Source organism: Tsukamurella ocularis (assembly GCF_024807615.1).
GTDB lineage: Bacteria > Actinomycetota > Actinomycetes > Mycobacteriales > Mycobacteriaceae > Tsukamurella > Tsukamurella ocularis.
In genome coordinates, this window is the sequence record NZ_JANUCJ010000004.1 from 304325 (window position 1) to 324694 (window position 20370).

The window sequence follows — 20370 nt, forward strand, 5'->3', positions numbered from 1 at the left end:
CGTGCCCATCACCGTGTTCATCGCCGACGATCAGGCCATGGTCCGGCAGGGCTTCGGCGCCCTGTTGGGCGCGCAGCCGGACATCTCCGTGATCGGGGACGCCCCCGACGGCAAGGCCGCGGTGGCGGAGGTCGCACGGCTGCTGCCCGACGTGGTGCTCATGGACGTCCGCATGCCCGAGATGAACGGGTTACAGGCCGCCGCCGAGATCCTGCGCCGCCATGACGGCGTGCGGGTGCTCATGCTCACGACCTTCGACATCGACGACTACGTCTATGAGGCACTGCGCGTCGGGGCGTCGGGGTTCATGCTCAAGGACGCACCGGCGGAGGAGCTGGTCCGCGCTGTCCGGGTGGTGCACGAGGGACAGTCGCTGCTCGCCCCGTCGGTCACCCGGCGCATGATCGCCGAGGTCACCGCGGCCCGGGCGCACCGGCGAACCGCGCCGCCCGAGCTCGCGACGCTCACACCCCGCGAGCGCGAGGTGCTCGAGGCCGTCGCCGCTGGGCGGTCCAACGCCGAGATCGCCGCGGCCCTGTTCGTCTCCGATCAGACCGTGAAGACGCACGTCAGCAAGGTCCTGCAGAAGCTCGGCCTGCGCGACCGCGCGCAGGCCGTGGTCTACGCCTACGAGACCGGCGTCGTCACGCCCGGGTGAACTCCTCGTGAGATGTCATGACAGGTTCGGGGTGAGGCGGCAAGATCGATGCCATGAGCCTGCGCATCGGAGTGTTGACCGGTGGTGGTGACTGCCCCGGCCTGAACGCGGTGATCCGCGCGGTGGTCCGCACCAGCGACTCCCGCTACGGATCCGCCGTCGTCGGATTCCAAGACGGCTGGCGCGGCCTCCTCGAAGACCGCCGCATCCACCTATCCAACGACGACCGCAACGACCGGTTATTGACCAAAGGCGGCACCATACTCGGCACCGCCCGCACCCACCCCGACATCCTCAAAGCCGGCCTCGACCGCATCAAAGCCACCCTCGACGACAACGGCATCGACGTCCTCATCCCCATCGGAGGCGAAGGCACCCTCACCGCCGCCTCCTGGCTCGCCGACGAAGGCGTCCCCGTCATCGGCGTCCCCAAGACCATCGACAACGACATCGACTGCACCGACGTCACCTTCGGCTTCGACACCGCCCTGACCATCGCCACCGACGCCATCGACCGCCTCCACTCCACCGCAGAATCACACCAACGCGTCATGCTCGTCGAAGTCATGGGCCGCCACGCCGGCTGGATCGCCCTCAACTCCGGCATCGCCTCCGGCGCCCACGCCGTCCTCATCCCCGAAGTCCCCTTCGACGTCGAAGAACTCTGCACCATGATCAAACGCCGCTTCCAACGCGGCCACGCCAGCTTCATCGTCGTCGTCGCCGAAGGCGCCAAACCCGCCGAAAACACCATGGAACTACGCCTCGGCGGCACCGACGAATTCGGCCACGAACGCTTCACCGGCGTCGCCCACCAACTCGGCATCGAAATCGAAAAACGCATCAACAAAGAAGTCCGCACCACCGTCCTCGGCCACGTCCAACGCGGCGGCACACCCACCCCCGCCGACCGCGTCCTCGCCACCCGCTACGGCGTCAACGCCGCCCACGCCGCCCACGCCGGCACCACCGGACAAATGGTCTCCCTCCACGGCACCCAAATCACCCTCGTCCCCCTCGCCGAAGCCGTCAAACAACTCAAACGCGTCCCCCGCGACCGCTACGACGACGCCGCCGAATTCTTCGGCTGAACCGACGACCGTCCACCGGATTAGCCACCCTGAAGCGATCCTTAAGGGCCGTAGTCCATGATTCCCCGTATGAACCCGAATCCTCCCTCGAACCCGGGCGGCTACCCGGGCCCGGATCCGTCCGACCCGAACGAGCAGACACAGCTGCGCCCCACCTGGCAGCCCGAGCCCCCGATCGGCGGCGTGCCGGCGTACCCGCACCAGGGCGATGCACCGTCGTATCCCCAGTACCCGGCGGTGCAGGGCTTCCCTGCCCCCGGTCAGCAGGGTGGCGTCCCCCCGTTCCCGCCGGCACCCGGAGCACCCGGAGCGCCCGGCGGCCCCAAGAAGCAGCGCCCGGCCTGGCTGATTCCGGCGTTGATCGGTGGCGGCGCCATCGCCCTGGTCATCGTGTTGATCGCGGGCATCGCCATCGTCAAGAGCGTCGGCGGCGGGGGCGACACCGGCTCGCCCGGCGCCACCATCAAGGCCTACTTCGCCGCCCTGCAGGCCGGCGACGCCAAGAAGGCCCTGAGCTACGGCAAGGAGGCCCCGGCGTCCACCGAGCTGCTCACCGACGAGGTCCTGCGCAAGCAAACCGGACTGGCACCGATCAAGGACCTCAAGATCGTCAGCGAGACAGACGGATTCATGGGCTCAGCGCATCTGACGGTGACGATTGGCGAGGTCTCTTACGACGAGAACCTGAACCTCGAGAAGGTGGGCGACGAGTGGAAACTGCAGACCGCGGCAGTGCAGCTCAAGCCGTACTCGTCGTACGACTCCGACAAGAAGAACATCACCATTCTCGGTAAGCCGCTGCCCGCGTCGGGCGTCGTCTACGTCTTCCCCGGCGCACTCGACCTCGGCTCCGCCAACAAGAACCTGGTGCCGCAGCTGGAGAAGATCAGCGTCGGCGACAAGAAGGGGCAGGCACCGGTCGACGGACTGTCGCGCTACAGCGCGGGCAGCACGTTCAGCATCGCCTTCGGCCTGAGCGACGCCGCGAAGACCTCCGCCCGCCAGCAGATCGCGGCGAAGTACTCGGCCTGCGCCGCCTCCAAGGACCGCTTCCCCTCGGGTTGCCCGCAGTCGGACTTCTCCGGCGAGAACGGGACGTACACGTGGACCGCACCGAGCGTCCAGGAGATCGAGCTCGGTGACACCGTCCGCGACGGCCAGGTCTCCTTCCGGGACAACCGGCCGTGGACGTTCACCGCGACTGGGCGCGACGGCGCACCGATCACGGGATCCGACTCGGGCTTCGTCTCGGGCACGATCACCGTGACCGCCGACGCGGTGGCCGTCTCGGTCCGCTGACCGGCGCCCATTAGGCTGGGGGCATGAGTGCCGAGCTTGCCGATATCGATCTTCCCGAGTACGCGGACGTCGTCGCCCGCTACGAGCCCGTCATGGGCATGGAGGTCCACGTCGAGCTCGGCACGGCCACCAAGATGTTCTGCGGCTGCCGCACCGAGTTCGGCGCCGAGCCGAACACCCAGGTGTGCCCCACGTGCCTCGGCATGCCGGGCGCGCTGCCCGTCGTCAATCGCGAGGCGGTGCGCTCGGCCATCCGGATCGGCCTCGCCCTGAACTGCTCCATTCGTCCGAGCTCGGTGTTCGCGCGGAAGAACTACTTCTACCCGGACCAGCCGAAGAACTACCAGATCAGCCAGTACGAGGACCCGATCGCCTACGACGGCCACCTCGACGTCCCCCTCGAGGACGGCACCGTCTGGCGCGTGGAGATCGAGCGCGCGCACATGGAGGAGGACACGGGCAAGTCGACGCACATCGGGTCCGCGACCGGCCGTATCCACGGCGCCTCGCACTCCCTGCTCGACTTCAACCGGGCCGGTGTGCCGCTGGTGGAGATCGTCTCGCGCCCCATCGAGGGCGCGGGGGAGCGGGCGCCCGAGATCGCCCGCGCCTACGTGACCGCGCTGCGCGATCTGCTCGCCTCGCTCGACGTCTCCGACGTCCGCATGGATCAGGGCTCCATGCGCTGCGATTCGAACGTCTCGCTCAAGCCGGTCGGCGCCACGGAGTTCGGCACCCGCACCGAGACCAAGAACGTCAACTCGCTGCGCTCGGTCGAGGTCGCCGTGCGCTACGAGATGCGGCGCCAGGCAGCGGTTCTCGACGGTGGCGGCGAAGTGGTCCTCGAGACCCGGCACTTCCAGGAGGGTGACGGCACGACCACCTCCGGCCGGCCCAAGGAGACCGCTGACGACTACCGGTACTTCCCCGACCCGGACCTCGGCCCCGTCGCGCCGCCGGCGGAGCTCGTCGAGGAGTTGCGCGCGACGATCCCCGAGCTGCCGTGGCTGCGCCGCGCCCGGATCCAATCCGACTGGGGCCTGTCCGACGAGGTCATGCGCGACCTGGTCAACCTCGGCGCCATCGACAAGATCATCGCCACCGTCGACGCCGGGGCCACCCCCGACGCGGCACGGTCCTGGTGGGGCAGCTTCCTGCCGCAGCAGGCCAACACCCGTGACGTCGAGCTCGAGGCGCTGGCGATCTCGCCCGCGCAGGTGGCCCGCGTGATCGCCCTCGTCGACGAGGGCAAGCTCACGAGCAAGCTGGCGCAGCAGGTCATCGTAGGCGTACTCGACGGCGAGGGCGAGCCCGACGAAGTCGTCGCCGCCCGCGGCCTGGAGGTGGTCCGCGACGACGGTGCGCTGCAGAAGGCCGTCGACGAGGCGCTCGCCGCCAACCCCGACATCGTCGACAAGATCAAGGCCGGCAAGGTCCAGGCCGCGGGCAAGATCGTCGGCGACGTCATGAAGGCCACGCGCGGCCAGGCCGATGCGGCCCGCGTCCGGGAGCTAGTCCTCGCCGCCTGCGAGTGACGTCGCACCCCGGCAGGTTCCGCCGACGGTCACGCTGTCGGAGATCACACCGACCTCGCTGACGACGACGTCCGCATCGGCCGCTCGCTTCGCCGCGTACATCGCCTCGTCCGCCGCGGCGAGCAGCACGTCGACGGCGTCGTGGACGTGGAACGGCACCATCGCGGTAGCGACGCCTATGCTCGCGGTCACCACGGTGCCCCCGGCCACGGGGATCGCCTCGATCGCCCGACGGTAGATCTCCGCAGATGCGCGGTGGTCCTGCGGTGAGCCGCCGACCACGGCGACGGCGAACTCGTCGCCGCCGATCCGAGCGACGACCGCTTTGTCGGATACCGCGCGCAGGACGTCGGCCACGCGGACGAGCACGGCGTCACCCGTGTGGTGACCCAGTTCATCATTCACTACTTTGAACTCGTCAACGTCGATCAGCATCACAGCCACGGGAACGTCGCCGCGGTCGGGCGCGTGCGCGGCGACGATCCGCCGGCTCGCCCGGCGAAAGCCTCGCCGATTGAGAGCGCTCGTGAGCGGGTCGGTGTCCGAATCCGCTGCGTCCTGAGAAAGGAAGGCGATCCCGATCTGCACGCATGCGGGTACGCCGATCGCGACGACCGCAAGCATCACCGCCTTGACGGCGGCCATCGTCACCCCGTATTCGGCGACGATCGGAGGAACGAACAGTGCGATCGTCGCGATGGATAGCGCGGAGTGGGCGACGAAGTGCCAGGGCGAGAGCATGAAGGCCGTGAACACGGCGACGAGGACGATCGCGCTGAGCCCGGCGATGCCTGCCATGGTCTCGGCGTCTGTCCAGCAGACCGCGGCGATCGACACCGTCGAACTGAGGACGAAGGCCACGGCGGCGCGCTCGCTCGGCACTGCGCCGAGCTGCCATCGCACGGCCCAGAAGAGACCCATGGCTGCGCCGGCCACCTGGATCACCGTGGGCAACGCCGGGGCGACTGCGAAGCTCCGCGTCTCGTCGGTGAACAGGAGCGCCGCGGAGATGGATCCGAGGAGCGCGGCGCACACACCGACCACCACGCGGAAGCCTCGAAGCAGGCTGCGGCCGGCGAAGTAGTCGATCCGATCGTCGTAGTCGGGGCCGCCGTGCCACCAGGTCCCGCCGACGTAGGCAAACCACGAGACGAGGTTACCGGCGGCGATGCGTTCCCTGCGGGAAGGCGTTGTCTTCACCTTGTGCTCCTGCGGCCGATCCATCAATGTCGATGGTTGATCGCGGAACGGAGGGTTTCGTTACCGGACGGTCGTGGTGTTTAGGATCTCAGTCGTCGGCGGCGGTCGAATCGCCGCTGGCATTCGCAGGGGTTAGTCGGGTCCCTCGCCGGTCGAAGCCGGGTCCGGAGGTGCCAGCAGGACCAACCGGTCGTCCGTGGGCGAGGGAGCGCCCGCCGCCTTGTTGACGGTACCGGCGAGAACGGTCTTGGGGTCGGAGCCTCCTCCGATCCGGCCGAACGATCCGAAGGTGCGCCCCTGTTCGACGCGCATGCGGACGGGATCCTGCTCGGCGGTCGCAGATCCGGGCTTGACTTTGACCCAGTAGACGTTGTCCGCGCCTCGCTGCGAAACGCCGATCCAGTCACCGGACACTCCGCAGCCGAGAGCCCCAGGGCGGTCCGCCCAGGTCCAGACGGTTTCGGCCGGGCGCGTCGGATACACCACGCGCAGGGTGTCGCCGGACCGACCGTTGTCATCCGCGACGTACAGCGGCGCATCGGATTCGCCCCACTGTTGGCAGAGGGAGGAGCGGGCTCCGCCGTTGTTGGCGAGTATGCGCGCCGTCGCGGGCTGGTTCGGTCCGTGGCCTTCGAGAAGGAAGACCTTCCCGGCGAGTGAGTTCGGATCCGCCGCCGCGGCTGGATCGCCGGCGTTGCCCGCCGCCACCACCAGTCCTTGACGCGTCCACAAGAGTGATCCCATATTGCCCGTACGCCCCTTGGGGATGCCGCTGAAGATGACCTTCGGGACATCGCCCTGGGTGATGCGGACGATGCGGTTGTCTGTCGGCGTCGAAATGAGCGCGTAGATGAGTCGATCTTCGTCGTACGTGGGCGACAACGCGATCGACGCCAGGCCACCGTCGCCGGAGGTGTCCACCTCCAATCGGAGCATCTCGCGGCTCGGCTGATCCGTCGTCGTGTACGTCACGATGCCGTTCCGCTGGGCCACGATCGAGTGTTCAGCCGTATCAGTGGGAATGATGGTGGACGGTGCGTCGAGGCAGGTGGCTGTGACCGCCCGATCCATATCGACGCACGGCCCGGGAAACTTCGGCTTCTGGCTCGGCGTCGACGGGCGCTTCGTCGTGACCTGGCCCGTCGGCGGGCCGGTGAAGGGCGCGGCCTCGCTGCCGGAGAAGTCGGCGCACCCCGCCAGCAGCGCCGCGGCCGTCGCGACCACGACGGCGCGCCGCGCGCCGGATAGCGCGCGTCCGGTCCCCACACTCATGCCGCCACCCTACCGATCGGGCCCCGGCCGCGGTTCGCTCCCGCCCCGCGGCGCGTTCGCACTCTAGGGTGGATTCCGTGAGTGACAAGGACGGAACCGAGAACGCGACCAGCGAGGGTGCGGGCGAATCCCCTTTCGACTTCCGGCCGACGGGCGAGCTGCCCCGGTTCGGTGAGAAGCACCCCACGGGCGGGTTCATCCTGGACCCCCACGACGATTCGGACACGGGCATCGGGCCGGTGCTGCCGCGCTACCGCGACGAGCCGGCTGGCACGGCGCCCGCCTCCGAGCCCGCGGAGGCCCCGGCCGCCGCGGTGAGCGCGCCTACCGCAGCGGCGGCCTCGGCACCGTTGGGCGGCGACGAGCCCACCACCTCCGTGCCGGACACCAGCGACCTCGCGGCCGCGATCGCCGCCGCGAACGCGGCCACCGCCGCGATCTCCACCTCCGGGACCCCGGACGCCGCGACCGAACGCGCCGACCTCTCGAGCGACGAGCGGGACGAGTTCGGCAAGCGTTACAACCGCCGACGGGGCCGTGAGCGCGCCGCGCAGGCCCGCGCCGAGGCGGAGGGCATCCCGCTCGAGGCCGCCGCTACCGAGCAGATCGCGCCGCCGCCGGGCCGACGGTTCGGCAAGCCCGTCGCCGACGTCCCCGCCGAGTTGGAGGAGGCGCGCAAGGCCGCGCGCCGCGGTACCACCGACCTCGGTCTGCTGGTGCTGCGCGTGGCCGTCGGCGTCATCCTGGTCGCGCACGGCATTCAGAAGCTCTTCGGCATCTGGGGCGGCCCCGGCATCGACGGTTTCGCCGCCTACCTGCAGAACGGCAACGACCCGTCGCTGGGCTTCGAGCGGTTCACCAAGGTGATCTCCATCGCCACCGGCGTCGTCGAGCTGGGCGGCGGCGCGATGCTGATCCTCGGCCTGCTGACCCCGATCGCCGCCGCGGGCGCGGTGGGCGTGATGCTGTCGGCGATTCTGTTCAAGCTGACCACCGCGGGCAACGGCTTCGTCTTCTTCGCCCAGGACAAGGGCGTCGAGTTCGAGCTGCTGCTTCTGTTCGCATCGGTGGCGATCATCCTCACCGGCCCGGGGAAGCTCTCGCTGGACTTCAACCGGGGCTGGGCGCGACGCCCGCACATCGGCTCGGTTGTGTGGCTGATCATCGCGGTCGCCGCTGCGATCACCGTGTGGATCCTGCTCAACGGTGCGAACCCGCTGGTCAAGCAGTAGTCGCAGAGACGACGAACGCCCGGCCTCCCGTGAGGGAGCGCCGGGCGTTCGTCGTTGCAGCGTGTCTACGGCACGTACCGGACCGCGCCCTTGTCGGCGGAGGTGGCCAGGGCGGCGTAGGCGCGCAGCGCCGTGGTGACGGTGCGCTGCCGATCCTTGGGCTGCCACGGGCGCTCCGAGGCGTCCATCTTTGCGCGACGACGCGCGAGCTCGTCGTCATCGACGAGGACCTTCAGGGTGCGCGAGTGGACGTCGATGAGGATCTCGTCGCCGTTCTCGACGAGCCCGATGTCGCCTCCGGCGGCCGCCTCCGGCGACGCGTGGCCGATGACCAGGCCCGACGAACCACCCGAGAACCGACCATCGGTCACCAGGCCGCACTTCTTGCCCATGCCGGTGCCCTTCATGAAGGCGGTCGGGTGCAGCATCTCCTGCATGCCCGGCCCGCCCGCGGGGCCCTCGTAGCGGATCACGAGGACCTCGCCGGCCTGCAGTTCCTTCGACAGGATCGCGTGGACGGCGTCCTCTTGGCTCTCGACGACGCGCGCCGGGCCCTGGAAGTGCCACAGGTCCTCGTCGACGCCGGCGGTCTTGAGGATGGCGCCGTTCTGCGCGATGTTGCCGCGCAGCACGCACAGGCCGCCCTCGACCGTGTAGGCGTGCTCCTTGTCTCGGATGCAGCCGTCCGCTGCATCGGTGTCCAGCGATTCCCACCGGTTCGACGTGGAGAAGGGCTCGGTGGTCCGGACCCCGCCGGGAGCGGCGTGGAACAGCTCGATCGCCGCGTCGGTGGCGGTGCCGCCACGGATGTCCCAGTCGGCGAGGTAGGCCTCGAGCGAGGGTGCGTGGACCGGCCGGACGTTCCGGTTCAGCAGGCCGGCGCGGTTGAGCTCGCCGAGGATGGCGGGAATGCCGCCGGCCCGGTGGACGTGCTCCATGTAGTACTTCGGCGAATTGGGCGCCACCTTCGCCAGGCACGGCACGCTGCGCGAGATGCGGTCGATGTCGTGGAGGTCGAAGGTGATCTCGCCCTCCTGCGCCGCCGCCAGGATGTGTAGGACGGTGTTCGTCGATCCGCCCATCGCGACGTCGAGCGCCATCGCGTTCTCGAAGGCCTCGCGGGTCGCGATGTTGCGGGGGAGCACCGACTCGTCGTCGTTCTGGTAGTAGTGCTTCGCGATGTCGACGACCAGCCCGCCCGCACGGGTGAACAGGTCGCGGCGCGCGGTCTGCGTGGCGAGGGTCGATCCGTTGCCGGGTAGCGAGAGGCCGAGGGCCTCGGTGAGGCAGTTCATCGAGTTGGCGGTGAACATGCCCGAACACGAGCCGCACGTCGGGCAGGCGGAGCGCTCGACCTCGAGCAGCTCCTGGTCGTTCACATTGCTGTCGGCGGATGCGACGATCGCGTCGATGAGGTCGGTGCCGGGACGGACGACGCCGTTGATGACGACCGACGTCCCGGCTTCCATGGGGCCGCCGGAGACGAACACGGTGGGGATGTTCAGGCGCATCGCGGCGTTGAGCATGCCGGGGGTGATCTTGTCGCAGTTCGAGATGCAGACCAACGCGTCGGCCGTGTGCGCGTTCACCATGTACTCGACCGAGTCCGCGATGATCTCCCGGCTCGGCAGCGAGTAGAGCATGCCGCCGTGACCCATGGCGATCCCGTCGTCCACCGCGATCGTGTGGAACTCCTTCGCGACGCCACCCGCCGCGACGACCGCCTCCGCGACGATCTCCCCGACGTTCTTCAGATGCACGTGACCGGGCACGAACTGCGTGTAGGAGTTGGCGATCGCGATGATCGGCTTGCCGAAATCGTCGTCGGTCATTCCCGTGGCGCGCCAGAGCGCGCGGGCTCCGGCGGCTTCTCGGCCGACGGTCGTGGTGCGTGAGCGGAGCGGTGGCATGTGCTTCTCGCCTCGGATCTTCGTATCGTGCGGGCTGGTGGAGGAGACGCGCTCCCCGTGAACAGGGGAAGTCCTGTTCGGCGGGATTTATTCCGCCGTGACGTCCGGGATCCGGCCACCGGAGGCGGCCGCGACGCGGGGGAGCTGGCTGATGGTGACGGCGGGTAGTCGCACCTCGGAACCGTCGGTGCGGACTGCGTACACCGCACCGTTGCGTCCGATTCTAATGCCTGCCAGTTCGTCCCAGCCGATCGTGGTGGCGCTGAAGACCCGCACGGAGCGAACGCCGTCGGGTCCGATGACCGTGCGCACGCGCAGGACCCACAGGGCGAGCAGGATCGGGACGATCAGCAGCAGCCAGCCGAGGATGGCGGCGCCGGTGCCGGCGGTGCTGCCGTCGATGGAGCGACCCACGGTCCAGGGGCCGACGACAGGGGCGAGGCACACAGCGAACAGCGCGACGCCGAGGAGCGCGATGCGGGGATGCTTGAAGACGACCCGGTCGCCTGCAGCGATCGGCACGGCGGTGTCCGAGGTGTGGTCGGTGGTCACGGTGCGGGTCGTGCCCGTCGTGCTCGGCTGCGTCGCGGGGCTCTCGCTCATAACATGCATTGTCGCATGCGGCAGCGGAATCCCATTCTGTGAGACGGCGGTGCTCACTGGTTTGACGCGAATGCACACCGGGGCCTAGTTTCACTGGTGTGAAACACAGCAACCAGCTTCTCGTAATCGGTCGGCGCGTCAACGCCTGAACCGGTTATCACCGTTTCGCACCAGCATCGACGCGCTACCCTCGCTCAGCTACCGCTGACGGGGGTTTTTTGTTGCCCGGATAGTCTTCGGACGACGTACGCACGCCGGTATGTCCATTGAGTAGAGCACCGCTAGAGCACGAGAAGGTCACGTCGTGAGCGCACCTACAGCCCGGCCCCACCCGGGGCAGAAGCCCGGGGCCCGCAAGCCCGGCGCCGGTATCCCCGGCCCGCATTCCGCCGCATCGAAGCAGCACGTCGCCGACGTCGCGCACAGCGCGCTCGAGGGCGCCCGCGTCGTTGCCCCCGAGCGCGTCACCGGCGCGCAGTCGGTGGTCCGGTCGCTCGAGGAGATCGGTGTGGACACGGTCTTCGGCATTCCCGGCGGTTGCATCCTCCCGGTCTACGACCCGCTCCTCGACTCCAAGAAGGTGCGCCACGTCCTGGTGCGCCACGAGCAGGGCGCCGGCCACGCCGCCACCGGCTACGCCCAGGCCACCGGCAAGGTCGGCGTGTGCATGGCGACGTCGGGCCCGGGCGCGACCAACCTGGTCACGCCCCTGGCAGATGCGCAGATGGACTCGGTCCCGATCGTGGCGATCACCGGTCAGGTCGGCCGCCCCTTGATCGGCACCGATGCCTTCCAGGAGGCCGACATCTCGGGCATCACGATGCCCGTGACCAAGCACAACTTCCTCGTCTACGACGCGGCCGACATCCCGCGCGTCATCGCCGAGGCCTTCTACCTGGCGCAGAGCGGCCGCCCGGGCGCCGTGCTCGTCGACATCCCCAAGGACGTGCTGCAGGAGGACACAGTCTTCGCCTGGCCGCCGCAGATCGATCTGCCCGGCTACCGCCCTGTGACCAAGCCGCATGGCAAGCAGATCCGCGAGGCGGCCCGGCTCATCGCCGCGGCGTCCTCGCCCGTGCTCTACGTCGGCGGCGGCGTGCTCAAGGCTGAGGCCTCGGAAGAACTGCTCAAGCTGGCCGAGTTGACCGGTATCCCCGTCGTCACCACCCTGATGGCGCGGGGCGTCTTCCCTGACAGCCACCAGCAGCACATGGGCATGCCCGGCATGCACGGCACCGTTGGCGCCGTCGCCGCGCTGCAGCGCTCCGACCTGCTCGTGACCCTGGGCGCGCGGTTCGACGACCGCGTGACCGGCAAACTGGACTCCTTCGCGCCCGACGCGAAGGTCATCCACGCCGACATCGACCCGGCGGAAATCGGTAAGAACCGGTTCGCGGACGTCCCGATCGTGGGTGACTGCAAGGAGGTCATCACCGAGCTCATCGCAGCGATCTCCGAGGACCGTGCCACGATCGCCGCCCCGGACCTCACCACGTGGTGGGAGTACCTGAACGGCATCCGCGCGACCTACCCATTGGCGTACAACACCCCGTCCGACGGTGCGCTGAGCCCGGAGTACGTGATCGAACGCCTCGGCGTCGCCGCGGGCCCGGACGCGGTCTACTGCGCGGGCGTCGGCCAGCACCAGATGTGGGCCGCGCAGTTCGTCAAGTACGAGAAGCCGCGCACCTGGCTGAATTCGGGCGGTCTCGGCACGATGGGCTACGCGGTCCCCGCGGCCCTCGGTGCCAAGATGGGCGCGCCCGAGAAGGAGGTCTGGGCGATCGACGGTGACGGCTGCTTCCAGATGACCAATCAGGAGCTCGCCACCGCCGCGATCGAGGGTGCGCCGATCAAGGTCGCCATCATCAACAACGGCAACCTGGGCATGGTCCGCCAGTGGCAGACGCTGTTCTACGACCAGCGCTACTCCAGCACCGACCTGTCCACGCACTCGATGCGGATCCCGGACTTCGTCAAGCTCGGTGAGGCGATGGGCTGCGTGTCCTTCCGCTGCGAGCGCGCCGAGGATGTCGACGCGATCATCGCGCAGGCGCGGGAGATCAACGATCGCCCGGTGGTCATCGACTTCATCGTGGGCGCCGACGCCCAGGTGTGGCCGATGGTCGCCGCCGGCACCAGCAACGACGAGATCATGGCGGCGCGGGATATCCGCCCGCTGTTCGACGAGGACGACGCGGCCGACGAGCCGGCCGTCATCCACGCCGCGATGGAGCGTTCGGAGGAGCAGAAGTGAGCACCACGCATACGCTGAGCGTCCTGGTCGAGGACCGGCCGGGCGTGCTCGCCCGCGTCTCGTCGCTGTTCTCCCGCCGCGGATTCAACATCGAGTCGCTCGCGGTGGGCGGCACCGAGCTCAAGGGCGTCAGCCGCATGACGATCGTTGTCACGGTCGACGAGCTGCCCCTCGAGCAGGTCACCAAGCAGCTGAACAAGCTGGTCTCCGTGCTCAAGATCGTCGAACAGGATTCGACGACCTCCGTGGCGCGCGAGCTCATGCTCATCAAGGTGCGCGCGGACGCCACCTCGCGGGGCCAGGTCACCGACACCGTCGACCTGTTCCGTGCCAAGATCGTGGACGTCTCGCCCGACTCGGTGACCATCGAGGCCACCGGCACGCCGGACAAGCTCGACGCGCTGCTGGCCGTCCTGGATCCCTTCGGGATCCGTGAGATCGCGCAGTCCGGCGTCATCGCGCTGGGACGCGGTCCGAAGTCGATCACCGCGACCCGCTAACTTCACTACTGCAGAAAACCAAGAAGGGACACCGAACCACAGTGGCAATCGAACTGTTCTACGACGAGGACGCCGACCTCTCCATCATCCAGGGCAAGAAGGTCGCCGTCATCGGCTACGGCTCGCAGGGGCACGCGCACTCGCTGAGCCTGCGCGACTCCGGCGTCGACGTGCGGATCGGCCTCAAGGAGGGCTCGAAGTCGCGCGCCAAGGCCGAGGAGCAGGGCCTCGCCGTGGGCACGCCCGCCGAGGTCGCCGAGTGGGCCGACGTGATCATGCTGCTCGCGCCCGACACTGCGCAGGCCGAGATCTTCAAGGCAGACATCGAGCCGAACCTCAAGGACGGCGACGCGCTGTTCTTCGGCCACGGCCTGAACATCCACTTCAAGCTGATCGAGGCCCCGGCCAACGTCACCGTCGCGATGGTCGCCCCCAAGGGCCCCGGCCACCTGGTGCGTCGTCAGTTCGTCGACGGCAAGGGTGTTCCCGCCCTCATCGCCGTGGACCAGGACCCGACCGGCAACGGCCAGGCGCTCGCCCTGAGCTACGCCGCCGCGATCGGTGGCGCCCGCGCCGGCGTCATCAAGACCACCTTCAAGGAGGAGACCGAGACGGATCTCTTCGGTGAGCAGGCCGTGCTCTGCGGTGGCACCGAGGAGCTCGTCAAGGTCGGCTTCGAGGTGCTGGTCGAGGCGGGCTACGCCCCCGAGATGGCCTACTTCGAGTGCCTGCACGAGCTCAAGCTCATCGTGGACCTCATGTACGAGGGCGGCATCGCGCGCATGAACTACTCGGTGTCCGACACCGCGGAGTTCGGCGGCTACCTCTCGGGCCCGCGCGTCATCGACGCCGACACCAAGAAGCGCATGCAGGACATCCTCACGGACATCCAGGACGGCACCTTCGTCAAGCGCCTCGTCGCGAACGTCGAGGGCGGCAACAAGGAGCTCGAGGCCCTCCGCAAGGAGAACGCCGAGCACCCGATCGAGGTCACCGGCAAGAAGCTGCGCGACCTGATGAGCTGGGTCGATCGCCCGATCACCGAGACCGCCTAGGTCTCACCCGCATCACATCGAGAGCCCCGTCGGACCCCGAGTCCGGCGGGGCTCTTGCGTGTCCGGAGGTGCCGCGCTACGGTACTGAACATGTTCAATGAACACGTTCAGTCACGGGCGGAGGCAAAGGCCGATACCAGGGAGCGAGTGCTCGCCGCCGCCGACCGGTCCTTTCGCGCGCACGGCTTCGCGGGCACGACGGTGCGCGGCATCGCCGCCGACGCGGGCGTCAGCGTCGGGACGGTGATGGGGGTGGGCGACAAGGACGCGCTGCTCATCGCCATCGTCGACGATTGGATCGCCGCCGTGCACGCCGACCGTGAGCCGGCGGCGGAGTTGCCGTCGCTGACGCCGGGGGAGGCGGCGGTGCGCCTCGTCGAGGCCGTCCGGCCGTTCGTCACCTACTTCAACGCCGACGGTGACCTCTCCCGCGAGTACGCCGCCGTCCTCGCGCGAGGCAGGCACCGCTCCCGCACCTTCGGCGACCTCGGCGACGAGCTGCAGGCCGATTTCGAGCAGGTCTTCGCGGCGGCCGGGTGCGCCGACCCCGGACCGGCGGCCCGCTCCCTCTACTTCGTCTACATCGGCCTGCTGTTCGCCACCTCGGGTGGAGCGATCACGCGTGAGGCCGCGGCGGAGCGCCTCGTCGAGGCGATCGAACAGATCCTGGGAGAAGGAGCACCGCAATGACCACCGGTTACATCGACACCCCGCACTGGCCGTGGCTCACCGTCGCGCTCGCCGTCGTGCTGCTCGGCGACGCGCTGATGTCCCTGCGTCCGCCCGCCTTCATTCGCGACTGCCTCGACGGTGTCCGGTTCCCGCGCGAGTGGTGGTGGACCCTCGTCGTGATCAAGCTGGTCGCGGTCGGGGGACTGGTCGCCGGCCTGTACTTCCCGGGCATGGGGATCGCCGCCAACGCCGGCGTCGTCGCCTACTTCGTGTGCGCGGCCGTGGCGCACGTCCGCGCCGGCTTCCTCGGCTCGACGTTCTGGGTGAACTGCCTCGGCATGCTCGCCTTCTCCGTCGGTGTGCTGACCCTGTCCTACGTGTAGCCGTCGCCGAAGAAACCAGCACTGCTGATTGATAGTGATAGAGTGGCACCGAACGGCTATCACGAAGGCGATGGCTGCGGATGGAAGCGAGACGTGGATGCGACTGGCCCTCACGCACATGGGACGCACGCAGGGGGACCCGTTCCCCGGCCAGGCCGAGTACGAGCAGGCGCTGACGGACCTCTCCGAGGCGTCGGTGCGCCGGAACTTCGACCCGTACCTCGACATCGACTGGGACGACCCGGAGCTGGCGATCGTCCCCGACGATCCGCGCTGGGTGTGCGACTCCCGCTTCGATCCGATCGGCCGCCACCCGTGGTACCAGGCCCAGCCCCTGGCGAAGCAGATCGAGATCGGGATGTGGCGCCAGGCCAACGTCGCGAAGGTGGGCCTGCAGTTCGAGTCCATGCTGATCCGCGGCATCATGCAGTACACGGCGGCCCTGCCGAACAACTCGCCGGAGTTCCGCTACGCCACGCACGAGGCGAAGGAGGAGTGCCAGCACACGCTGATGTTCCAGGAGTTCGTCAACCGCGTGGGCATGGACGTGCCCGGCGGAAGCTGGTTCCTGCGCCGCATCTCGCCGATCGTGCCGCTCTTCGCGACCATGACGCCGCTGTACTTCTACATGATGGTGCTCGGCGGCGAGGAGCCGATCGATCACCTGCAGAAGCAGTTCCTGCGCTCGGGTTCCGAGCAGCACCCGGCGATGAGCTCGATCATGCAGATCCACGTGGCCGAGGAGGCCCGGCACATCGGCTTCGCCCACCAGCTGCTCGAGCACCGCATCCCTACCCGGGGCACATTCCCGCGGCTCGTTCTCTCGCTCATGCTGCCGATCACCATGCGCGTGATGGTCACGATGATCATGATGCCGCCCAAGGAGTTCTGGGAGACCTTCGACGTGCCGCGGTCCGTGAAGAAGGACATCTTCTGGCGCTCGGACGAGTCGCAGCAGATGAAGCGCGACGTCTTCGGCGACGTGCGGATGATGGCCGAGAAGTGCGGCCTCATGAACCCGCTGAGCAAACTCATGTGGCGGATCTGCGGCATCGACGGCCGCATCTCCCGGTTCCGCAGCGAGCCGGCCTACGCCGCGCAGTAGGCCGGTCGCCGGGAGCGCTACACCGGGCGGTAGAACAGGATCTCGGGCCGCGCGATGGTCCGGCTCATGTCGAGCGTCCCGTCGGTGAGGGCCGCACCGAGCGCCCTCGCCGAGGCCGCGGGATCGTCGGTCTCGATGCGGTACTCGGCCAGGTAGACGACGGGCAGCTTGTCCGCCGGGGTGAGCTGTGCGTCGGCGAGGCGATAGCGCCGCGCGGAGGTCACGCCCGGGACGCGTTCGAGGATCTGGGGTACGTGCACCTCGTCGTACCAGGCGTTGTACTCGTCCTCCACCTCGGGCGAGGCGGCGGCGGACCGCACCAGCAGCAGGATCTCGGTCATGTGATCTCCGTTCCGGGGCGACGGTACCCCGATCGTTGGGACTTCGGGGCGCTCAGCGGCCGAGCCGGTCGAGCGCTCGCGTCGCGGCGTGGAATCCGCACATCCCGTGTGCGGCGGGGCCGGGCGGCGTTGCGGCGGAGCAGATGTACATGCCGGGCACGCCGAGGTCATAGGGCTGCAGGGTGATCCGCGGCCCGAACACCAGCTGGAGCGGGTCCTTCGATCCGGTGTTGATGTCGCCGCCGACGAAGTTGGCGTTGTACCGCGACATCTCGGTGGTCGAGCACACGGCGGTTCCGACGATGCGTTCCCGGAAGCCGGGGGCGAAGCGCTCGATCTGCGCGATGATCGCCTCGGTGGCGTCGCCGGCGTAGCCGCTCGGCACGTGGGCGTACGACCAGACGGGGTGGACCTCGCCGACGCTCCGCGAGGGGTCCGCGAGGTACTGCTGGCCGACCAGGACGAAGGGTCGCTCGGGCATCCGCCCCGCCGCGATGGCCTTCTCCGTCGCGGCGATCTCCGCGAACTCGCCGCCCAGGTGCACGGTGCTGGAGCAGCGCGCGTCCGGGTTGGTCCACGGCACGCCGCCCTGCACCGCGAAGTCCACCTTGAAGGCGCCCGGCCCGTATCGGAAGCGCCCGAAGGCGCGGCGCACCCGGGCCGGGAGGCGGTCGCCGAGGATCGCCGCCACCTGGCGCGGGTCCAGGTCGAAGAGCGTGACGTCGGCGGCGGGGAGGTTCGCCGCGGTCACCCGCACCCCGGTCTCCACGCGCCCGCCCAGGTCCTCGAACTCGGCGAGGAGGGCGGCTGCGATCGCGCCCGAGCCGCCCTCGGCCACCTGCCAGCCGAAGGCGTGACCGGCGGTGAGCATGCCCTTCCCGATCGCGGAGCTCATCGGCTCGTGCAGCGGACGGAAGGCGTGCGCCGCCACCCCGCCCCACAGGCCGCGCGCCTGCGGGGTGTGGAAGGAGCGGGCCAGCACCCCCGCGGGCAGGGGAGTGGGCGCCCCGAATCCGGCCAGCGCCACCGGGTGTCGCGGCACACGCAGCAGCGGCCCCAGCATCGCCGGGCCGATCTTGTCGAAGTTCCGCACCGGCCGGTCGAACAGCGCGCGCCAGGCGGCACCGTCGGGCCCCAGGCCCTCGGCCGTGTCCCCGACGGTGCGCCGCAACACTCCCGCCGTCCCGTCGTCGAGCGGGTGCACGCACTCGAGTTCGGCGGAGCGCCAGCGCAGCCCGCGCCGGGCGAGGTCGATCGTCGCGAGGAAGGGCGAGCCGACGGCCATGGGGTGGATCGCGGCGCAGTGGTCGTGGATCAGGCCGGGCACGATGGCCTCGAAGGATCGCAGGCCGCCGCCGACGGTGTCGCCGGCCTCCAGCAGCGTGGTCTCGACGCCCGCGCGGGCGAGGGTGATCGCCGCGGCGAGCCCGTTGGGCCCGCCGCCGACGACGGTGCCGGTGGTCATGCCCGCGAGCCTAGCCCGATGCCGAGCGGGAAGCGGTCGTGGTCCGCTGACCAGGTGATCTCGCACGCGACGGGCCCGTCCGGCAGCCAGGGCTGGGTCTTGACGCACTCGGTCACGCTCCACCGGCCGCGCGCGACCACGCCCAGCGCGGCGTCGATGATCTTGAAGTCCTGACTGAAGCGGGTGATCGGCTGCGACTCGGCCCAGACCACGATCAGCTCGCCGGGTTCGAAACCGGCCTGCTCCTGCACCGCCGCGATGAGCGTCTCGTCGTGCAGGTGGCCGTCACCGAAGTTGAAGCCGATCAGGGTGTTGCACACCAGCTCGCCCTCGCGCAGCGTGCGCTGCTCGACGTCGGGCAAGTGGCTCAGGAGCGTCGAGAACAGGCCGCGGCCATTGCTGTGCATCGCCCGCCAGCCGAGGCCCATGTTCATGAGCGTCTCGGCCCACTCCCGCGGAACGCCGGTGGCGACGAACTGGTCGACGGTGTTCGTCGTCTGCCGCTGGACCCGGTTCAGCTTCTCCTCGGCACCGGGCGCGAACGCCCACATGCCGGTCGCCCAGTTGCCGGCGTACTGCCGGAGCGAGGGCAGGAAGGAGACCTTGTCGGGGCGGATGTTGCCCAGCACGGGGAAGACGACGAGTGCTGCCAGCATGATGAGGATCAGCCACGACGGGGACATGTCGAGCACCGAATGGCCGTCCTGCGCGGGGAACCCGACGAACAAGAACAACGCGGTGTACGCGAAGAGCAGGTTCCACTCGAGCGGGACCGCCAGCGGGAAGGTGGAGATGATGAAGAGGTGGTAGCACACCATGAACACGGCGCAGACCACCGTCACGGTCCGGTTCATGGAGAACAGCAGGATGAGTGGCGCGACGATCTCCACGAAGGTGCCGAGTCCCTCCGCCATGAACCGGGCGAGCCGGGACGGCAGCAGGTCGTGCGGGGCGTTGCGGTAGTGGGCGCGGCGCAGGCCCTTGAAGGGCATGCACGGCGAGTTGGACACCATCACTGGGATGACGTTGATGAAGTGCTTGCCGATCTTCGACATCCCGGCGCCGACCCAGACCACCACGATCAGCAGCTTCAGGCCGACGATCATCGTGGCGAAGGAGAGCAGCGGCAGGAGCCCGAACATGATCAGCGCCGGCATGTACTGCTCGCCGCGGGCGGCGAGGAAGATCGTCTTGTCCCGCAGGCCGATCAGGATGAGCAGCGCGACGGGGGCGATCATCAGCCAGGGCGCCACCAGCTCGTACGGCGACGAGTCGGTCACGATCACGCCGGGGAGCGCGATGCCCAGAACCAACGAGGCGAGCAGCAGCCAGTACAGGCCGACGTCGAGCGCGGTGCGCCGCGTCCCGGCGGTGCCCGGCACCCAGGTGTAGGGGCGCAGCCGGATCGTTCCCGTCCGGGCCCAGAACCGGATGCCGCCGGTCATGGGCTTGATCTTGAAGGTCAGCGGGCCCCACGCGCCCGCGACGCCGATGGCCTCGAGCAGGGTGGTCCACAGCACCAGCTTCTGGTACACGATCGGCTGGTTCCACCAGGCCGAGACCTCCCAGACGTGCAGGCCCGAGGTGGCGGTGGCGAAGAGCACGCCGCCGAAGGCGTACAGCACCAACAGTTTCACGACATAGATGACGAAGGCGACCTTCTGCGTGCCGAATCCGTGATCCACCCAGCGCTGGGTGGCGTAGCGGAGGCGGTCCTGGAGCGGGCGGCTGATGAACTCGGCCGGATCGACCTCGGGGAGGTCGGGTTTCATGAATCCCATGAGAGTGGTCC

18 protein-coding genes are annotated in these 20370 nt (G+C 69.1%); 11 read left to right on the forward strand and 7 right to left on the reverse strand.

The window, feature by feature from the left end:
- The first annotated feature begins 1 nt into the window (after position 1).
- From HNP44_RS17875 to gatB, 4 genes are all read left to right on the forward strand, one after another.
- Positions 2–658: a response regulator gene (locus HNP44_RS17875; RefSeq protein WP_224652092.1), complete on the forward strand. Its 657-nt coding sequence runs from the start codon at positions 2–4 to the stop codon at positions 656–658.
- A 59-nt stretch (positions 659–717) separates the two neighbouring features.
- Complete coding sequence (locus HNP44_RS17880; RefSeq protein WP_259142959.1) at positions 718–1749, forward strand: ATP-dependent 6-phosphofructokinase; 1032 nt, start codon at positions 718–720, stop codon at positions 1747–1749.
- Between the two features lie 69 nt (positions 1750–1818).
- Positions 1819–3048: a hypothetical protein gene (locus HNP44_RS17885; protein ID WP_259142629.1), complete on the forward strand. Its 1230-nt coding sequence runs from the start codon at positions 1819–1821 to the stop codon at positions 3046–3048.
- A gap of 23 nt (positions 3049–3071) precedes the next feature.
- On the forward strand, positions 3072–4583 hold the full coding sequence (gatB, locus tag HNP44_RS17890) for an Asp-tRNA(Asn)/Glu-tRNA(Gln) amidotransferase subunit GatB (RefSeq protein WP_259142630.1): 1512 nt from the start codon (positions 3072–3074) through the stop codon (positions 4581–4583).
- Here gatB and HNP44_RS17895 read toward each other — a convergent pair.
- Together HNP44_RS17895 and HNP44_RS17900 are read right to left on the reverse strand one after the other, a co-directional pair.
- Positions 4560–5783, reverse strand: coding sequence for a GGDEF domain-containing protein (locus HNP44_RS17895; RefSeq protein ID WP_259142631.1), 1224 nt, complete (start codon positions 5781–5783; stop codon positions 4560–4562). The genes gatB and HNP44_RS17895 overlap by 24 nt on opposite strands.
- Before the next feature lie 132 nt (positions 5784–5915).
- The gene (locus HNP44_RS17900) at positions 5916–7055 is read right to left on the reverse strand and encodes a PQQ-dependent sugar dehydrogenase (protein ID WP_259172187.1); all 1140 of its coding nucleotides are present in this window, start codon (positions 7053–7055) and stop codon (positions 5916–5918) included.
- 77 nt (positions 7056–7132) lie between these two features.
- Between HNP44_RS17900 and HNP44_RS17905 the strand changes: the two genes are divergently transcribed.
- Positions 7133–8287: a DoxX family protein gene (locus HNP44_RS17905; protein WP_259142633.1), complete on the forward strand. Its 1155-nt coding sequence runs from the start codon at positions 7133–7135 to the stop codon at positions 8285–8287.
- 65 nt (positions 8288–8352) lie between these two features.
- Here the strand turns inward: HNP44_RS17905 and ilvD are convergent, their stop codons facing one another.
- Both ilvD and HNP44_RS17915 read right to left on the reverse strand, forming a co-directional pair.
- Positions 8353–10197, reverse strand: coding sequence for a dihydroxy-acid dehydratase (gene ilvD, locus HNP44_RS17910; RefSeq protein ID WP_259142635.1), 1845 nt, complete (start codon positions 10195–10197; stop codon positions 8353–8355).
- A gap of 87 nt (positions 10198–10284) precedes the next feature.
- Positions 10285–10800, reverse strand: a complete 516-nt coding sequence (locus tag HNP44_RS17915; RefSeq protein WP_259142636.1) for a PH domain-containing protein — start codon at positions 10798–10800, stop codon at positions 10285–10287.
- Between the two features lie 304 nt (positions 10801–11104).
- On the opposite strand from HNP44_RS17915, the gene HNP44_RS17920 reads away from it, so the two are divergent.
- The 6 genes from HNP44_RS17920 to HNP44_RS17945 all read left to right on the forward strand — a co-directional run bounded on the left by HNP44_RS17920 (position 11105) and on the right by HNP44_RS17945 (position 16772).
- Positions 11105–13057, forward strand: a complete 1953-nt coding sequence (locus HNP44_RS17920; protein WP_259142637.1) for an acetolactate synthase large subunit — start codon at positions 11105–11107, stop codon at positions 13055–13057.
- Complete coding sequence (ilvN, locus tag HNP44_RS17925) at positions 13054–13557, forward strand: acetolactate synthase small subunit (protein ID WP_013127475.1); 504 nt, start codon at positions 13054–13056, stop codon at positions 13555–13557. The genes HNP44_RS17920 and ilvN overlap by 4 nt, the downstream gene beginning before the upstream one ends.
- Positions 13558–13565: 8 nt before the next feature.
- The gene (gene ilvC / locus HNP44_RS17930; protein WP_259142960.1) at positions 13566–14612 is read left to right on the forward strand and encodes a ketol-acid reductoisomerase; all 1047 of its coding nucleotides are present in this window, start codon (positions 13566–13568) and stop codon (positions 14610–14612) included.
- A gap of 90 nt (positions 14613–14702) precedes the next feature.
- The gene (locus HNP44_RS17935) at positions 14703–15302 is read left to right on the forward strand and encodes a TetR/AcrR family transcriptional regulator (protein WP_259142638.1); all 600 of its coding nucleotides are present in this window, start codon (positions 14703–14705) and stop codon (positions 15300–15302) included.
- Positions 15299–15667, forward strand: coding sequence for a DoxX family protein (locus HNP44_RS17940; RefSeq protein WP_259142639.1), 369 nt, complete (start codon positions 15299–15301; stop codon positions 15665–15667). Before HNP44_RS17935 ends, HNP44_RS17940 begins: the two co-directional genes overlap by 4 nt.
- A 97-nt stretch (positions 15668–15764) precedes the next feature.
- A complete protein-coding gene (locus HNP44_RS17945) occupies positions 15765–16772 on the forward strand; it encodes an AurF N-oxygenase family protein (protein WP_259142961.1) in 1008 nt (335 codons plus the stop codon).
- A gap of 17 nt (positions 16773–16789) precedes the next feature.
- On the opposite strand, the gene HNP44_RS17950 is transcribed toward HNP44_RS17945, so the two are convergent.
- Genes HNP44_RS17950 through HNP44_RS17960 form a run of 3 tightly spaced genes read right to left on the reverse strand, consistent with a single transcriptional unit; the run spans position 16790 to position 20359 of the window.
- Positions 16790–17113, reverse strand: a complete 324-nt coding sequence (locus HNP44_RS17950; protein WP_259142640.1) for a DUF4286 family protein — start codon at positions 17111–17113, stop codon at positions 16790–16792.
- 52 nt (positions 17114–17165) lie between these two features.
- Positions 17166–18578 (reverse strand): phytoene desaturase family protein, encoded by a 1413-nt coding sequence (locus tag HNP44_RS17955; RefSeq protein ID WP_259142641.1) that lies wholly within the window; start codon positions 18576–18578, stop codon positions 17166–17168.
- Positions 18575–20359, reverse strand: a complete 1785-nt coding sequence (locus HNP44_RS17960; RefSeq protein ID WP_259142642.1) for a DUF3556 domain-containing protein — start codon at positions 20357–20359, stop codon at positions 18575–18577. The genes HNP44_RS17955 and HNP44_RS17960 overlap by 4 nt, the downstream gene beginning before the upstream one ends.
- Positions 20360–20370 lie beyond the last annotated feature (11 nt).

Bases quoted from the DNA above. Each gene is read 5' to 3' on its own strand.
- HNP44_RS17955 (WP_259142641.1), bottom strand. From the start codon at position 18,578: ATGACCACCGGCACCGTCGTCGGCGGCGGGCCCAACGGGCTCGCCGCG.
- HNP44_RS17960 (WP_259142642.1), bottom strand. From the start codon at position 20,359: ATGGGATTCATGAAACCCGACCTCCCCGAGGTCGATCCGGCCGAGTTC.
- HNP44_RS17940 (WP_259142639.1), top strand. From the start codon at position 15,299: ATGACCACCGGTTACATCGACACCCCGCACTGGCCGTGGCTCACCGTC.
- gatB (WP_259142630.1), top strand. From the start codon at position 3,072: ATGAGTGCCGAGCTTGCCGATATCGATCTTCCCGAGTACGCGGACGTC.
- HNP44_RS17935 (WP_259142638.1), top strand. From the start codon at position 14,703: ATGTTCAATGAACACGTTCAGTCACGGGCGGAGGCAAAGGCCGATACC.
- HNP44_RS17885 (WP_259142629.1), top strand. From the start codon at position 1,819: ATGAACCCGAATCCTCCCTCGAACCCGGGCGGCTACCCGGGCCCGGAT.
- HNP44_RS17945 (WP_259142961.1), top strand. From the start codon at position 15,765: ATGCGACTGGCCCTCACGCACATGGGACGCACGCAGGGGGACCCGTTC.
- HNP44_RS17915 (WP_259142636.1), bottom strand. From the start codon at position 10,800: ATGAGCGAGAGCCCCGCGACGCAGCCGAGCACGACGGGCACGACCCGC.
- ilvD (WP_259142635.1), bottom strand. From the start codon at position 10,197: ATGCCACCGCTCCGCTCACGCACCACGACCGTCGGCCGAGAAGCCGCC.
- HNP44_RS17900 (WP_259172187.1), bottom strand. From the start codon at position 7,055: ATGAGTGTGGGGACCGGACGCGCGCTATCCGGCGCGCGGCGCGCCGTC.
- HNP44_RS17950 (WP_259142640.1), bottom strand. From the start codon at position 17,113: ATGACCGAGATCCTGCTGCTGGTGCGGTCCGCCGCCGCCTCGCCCGAG.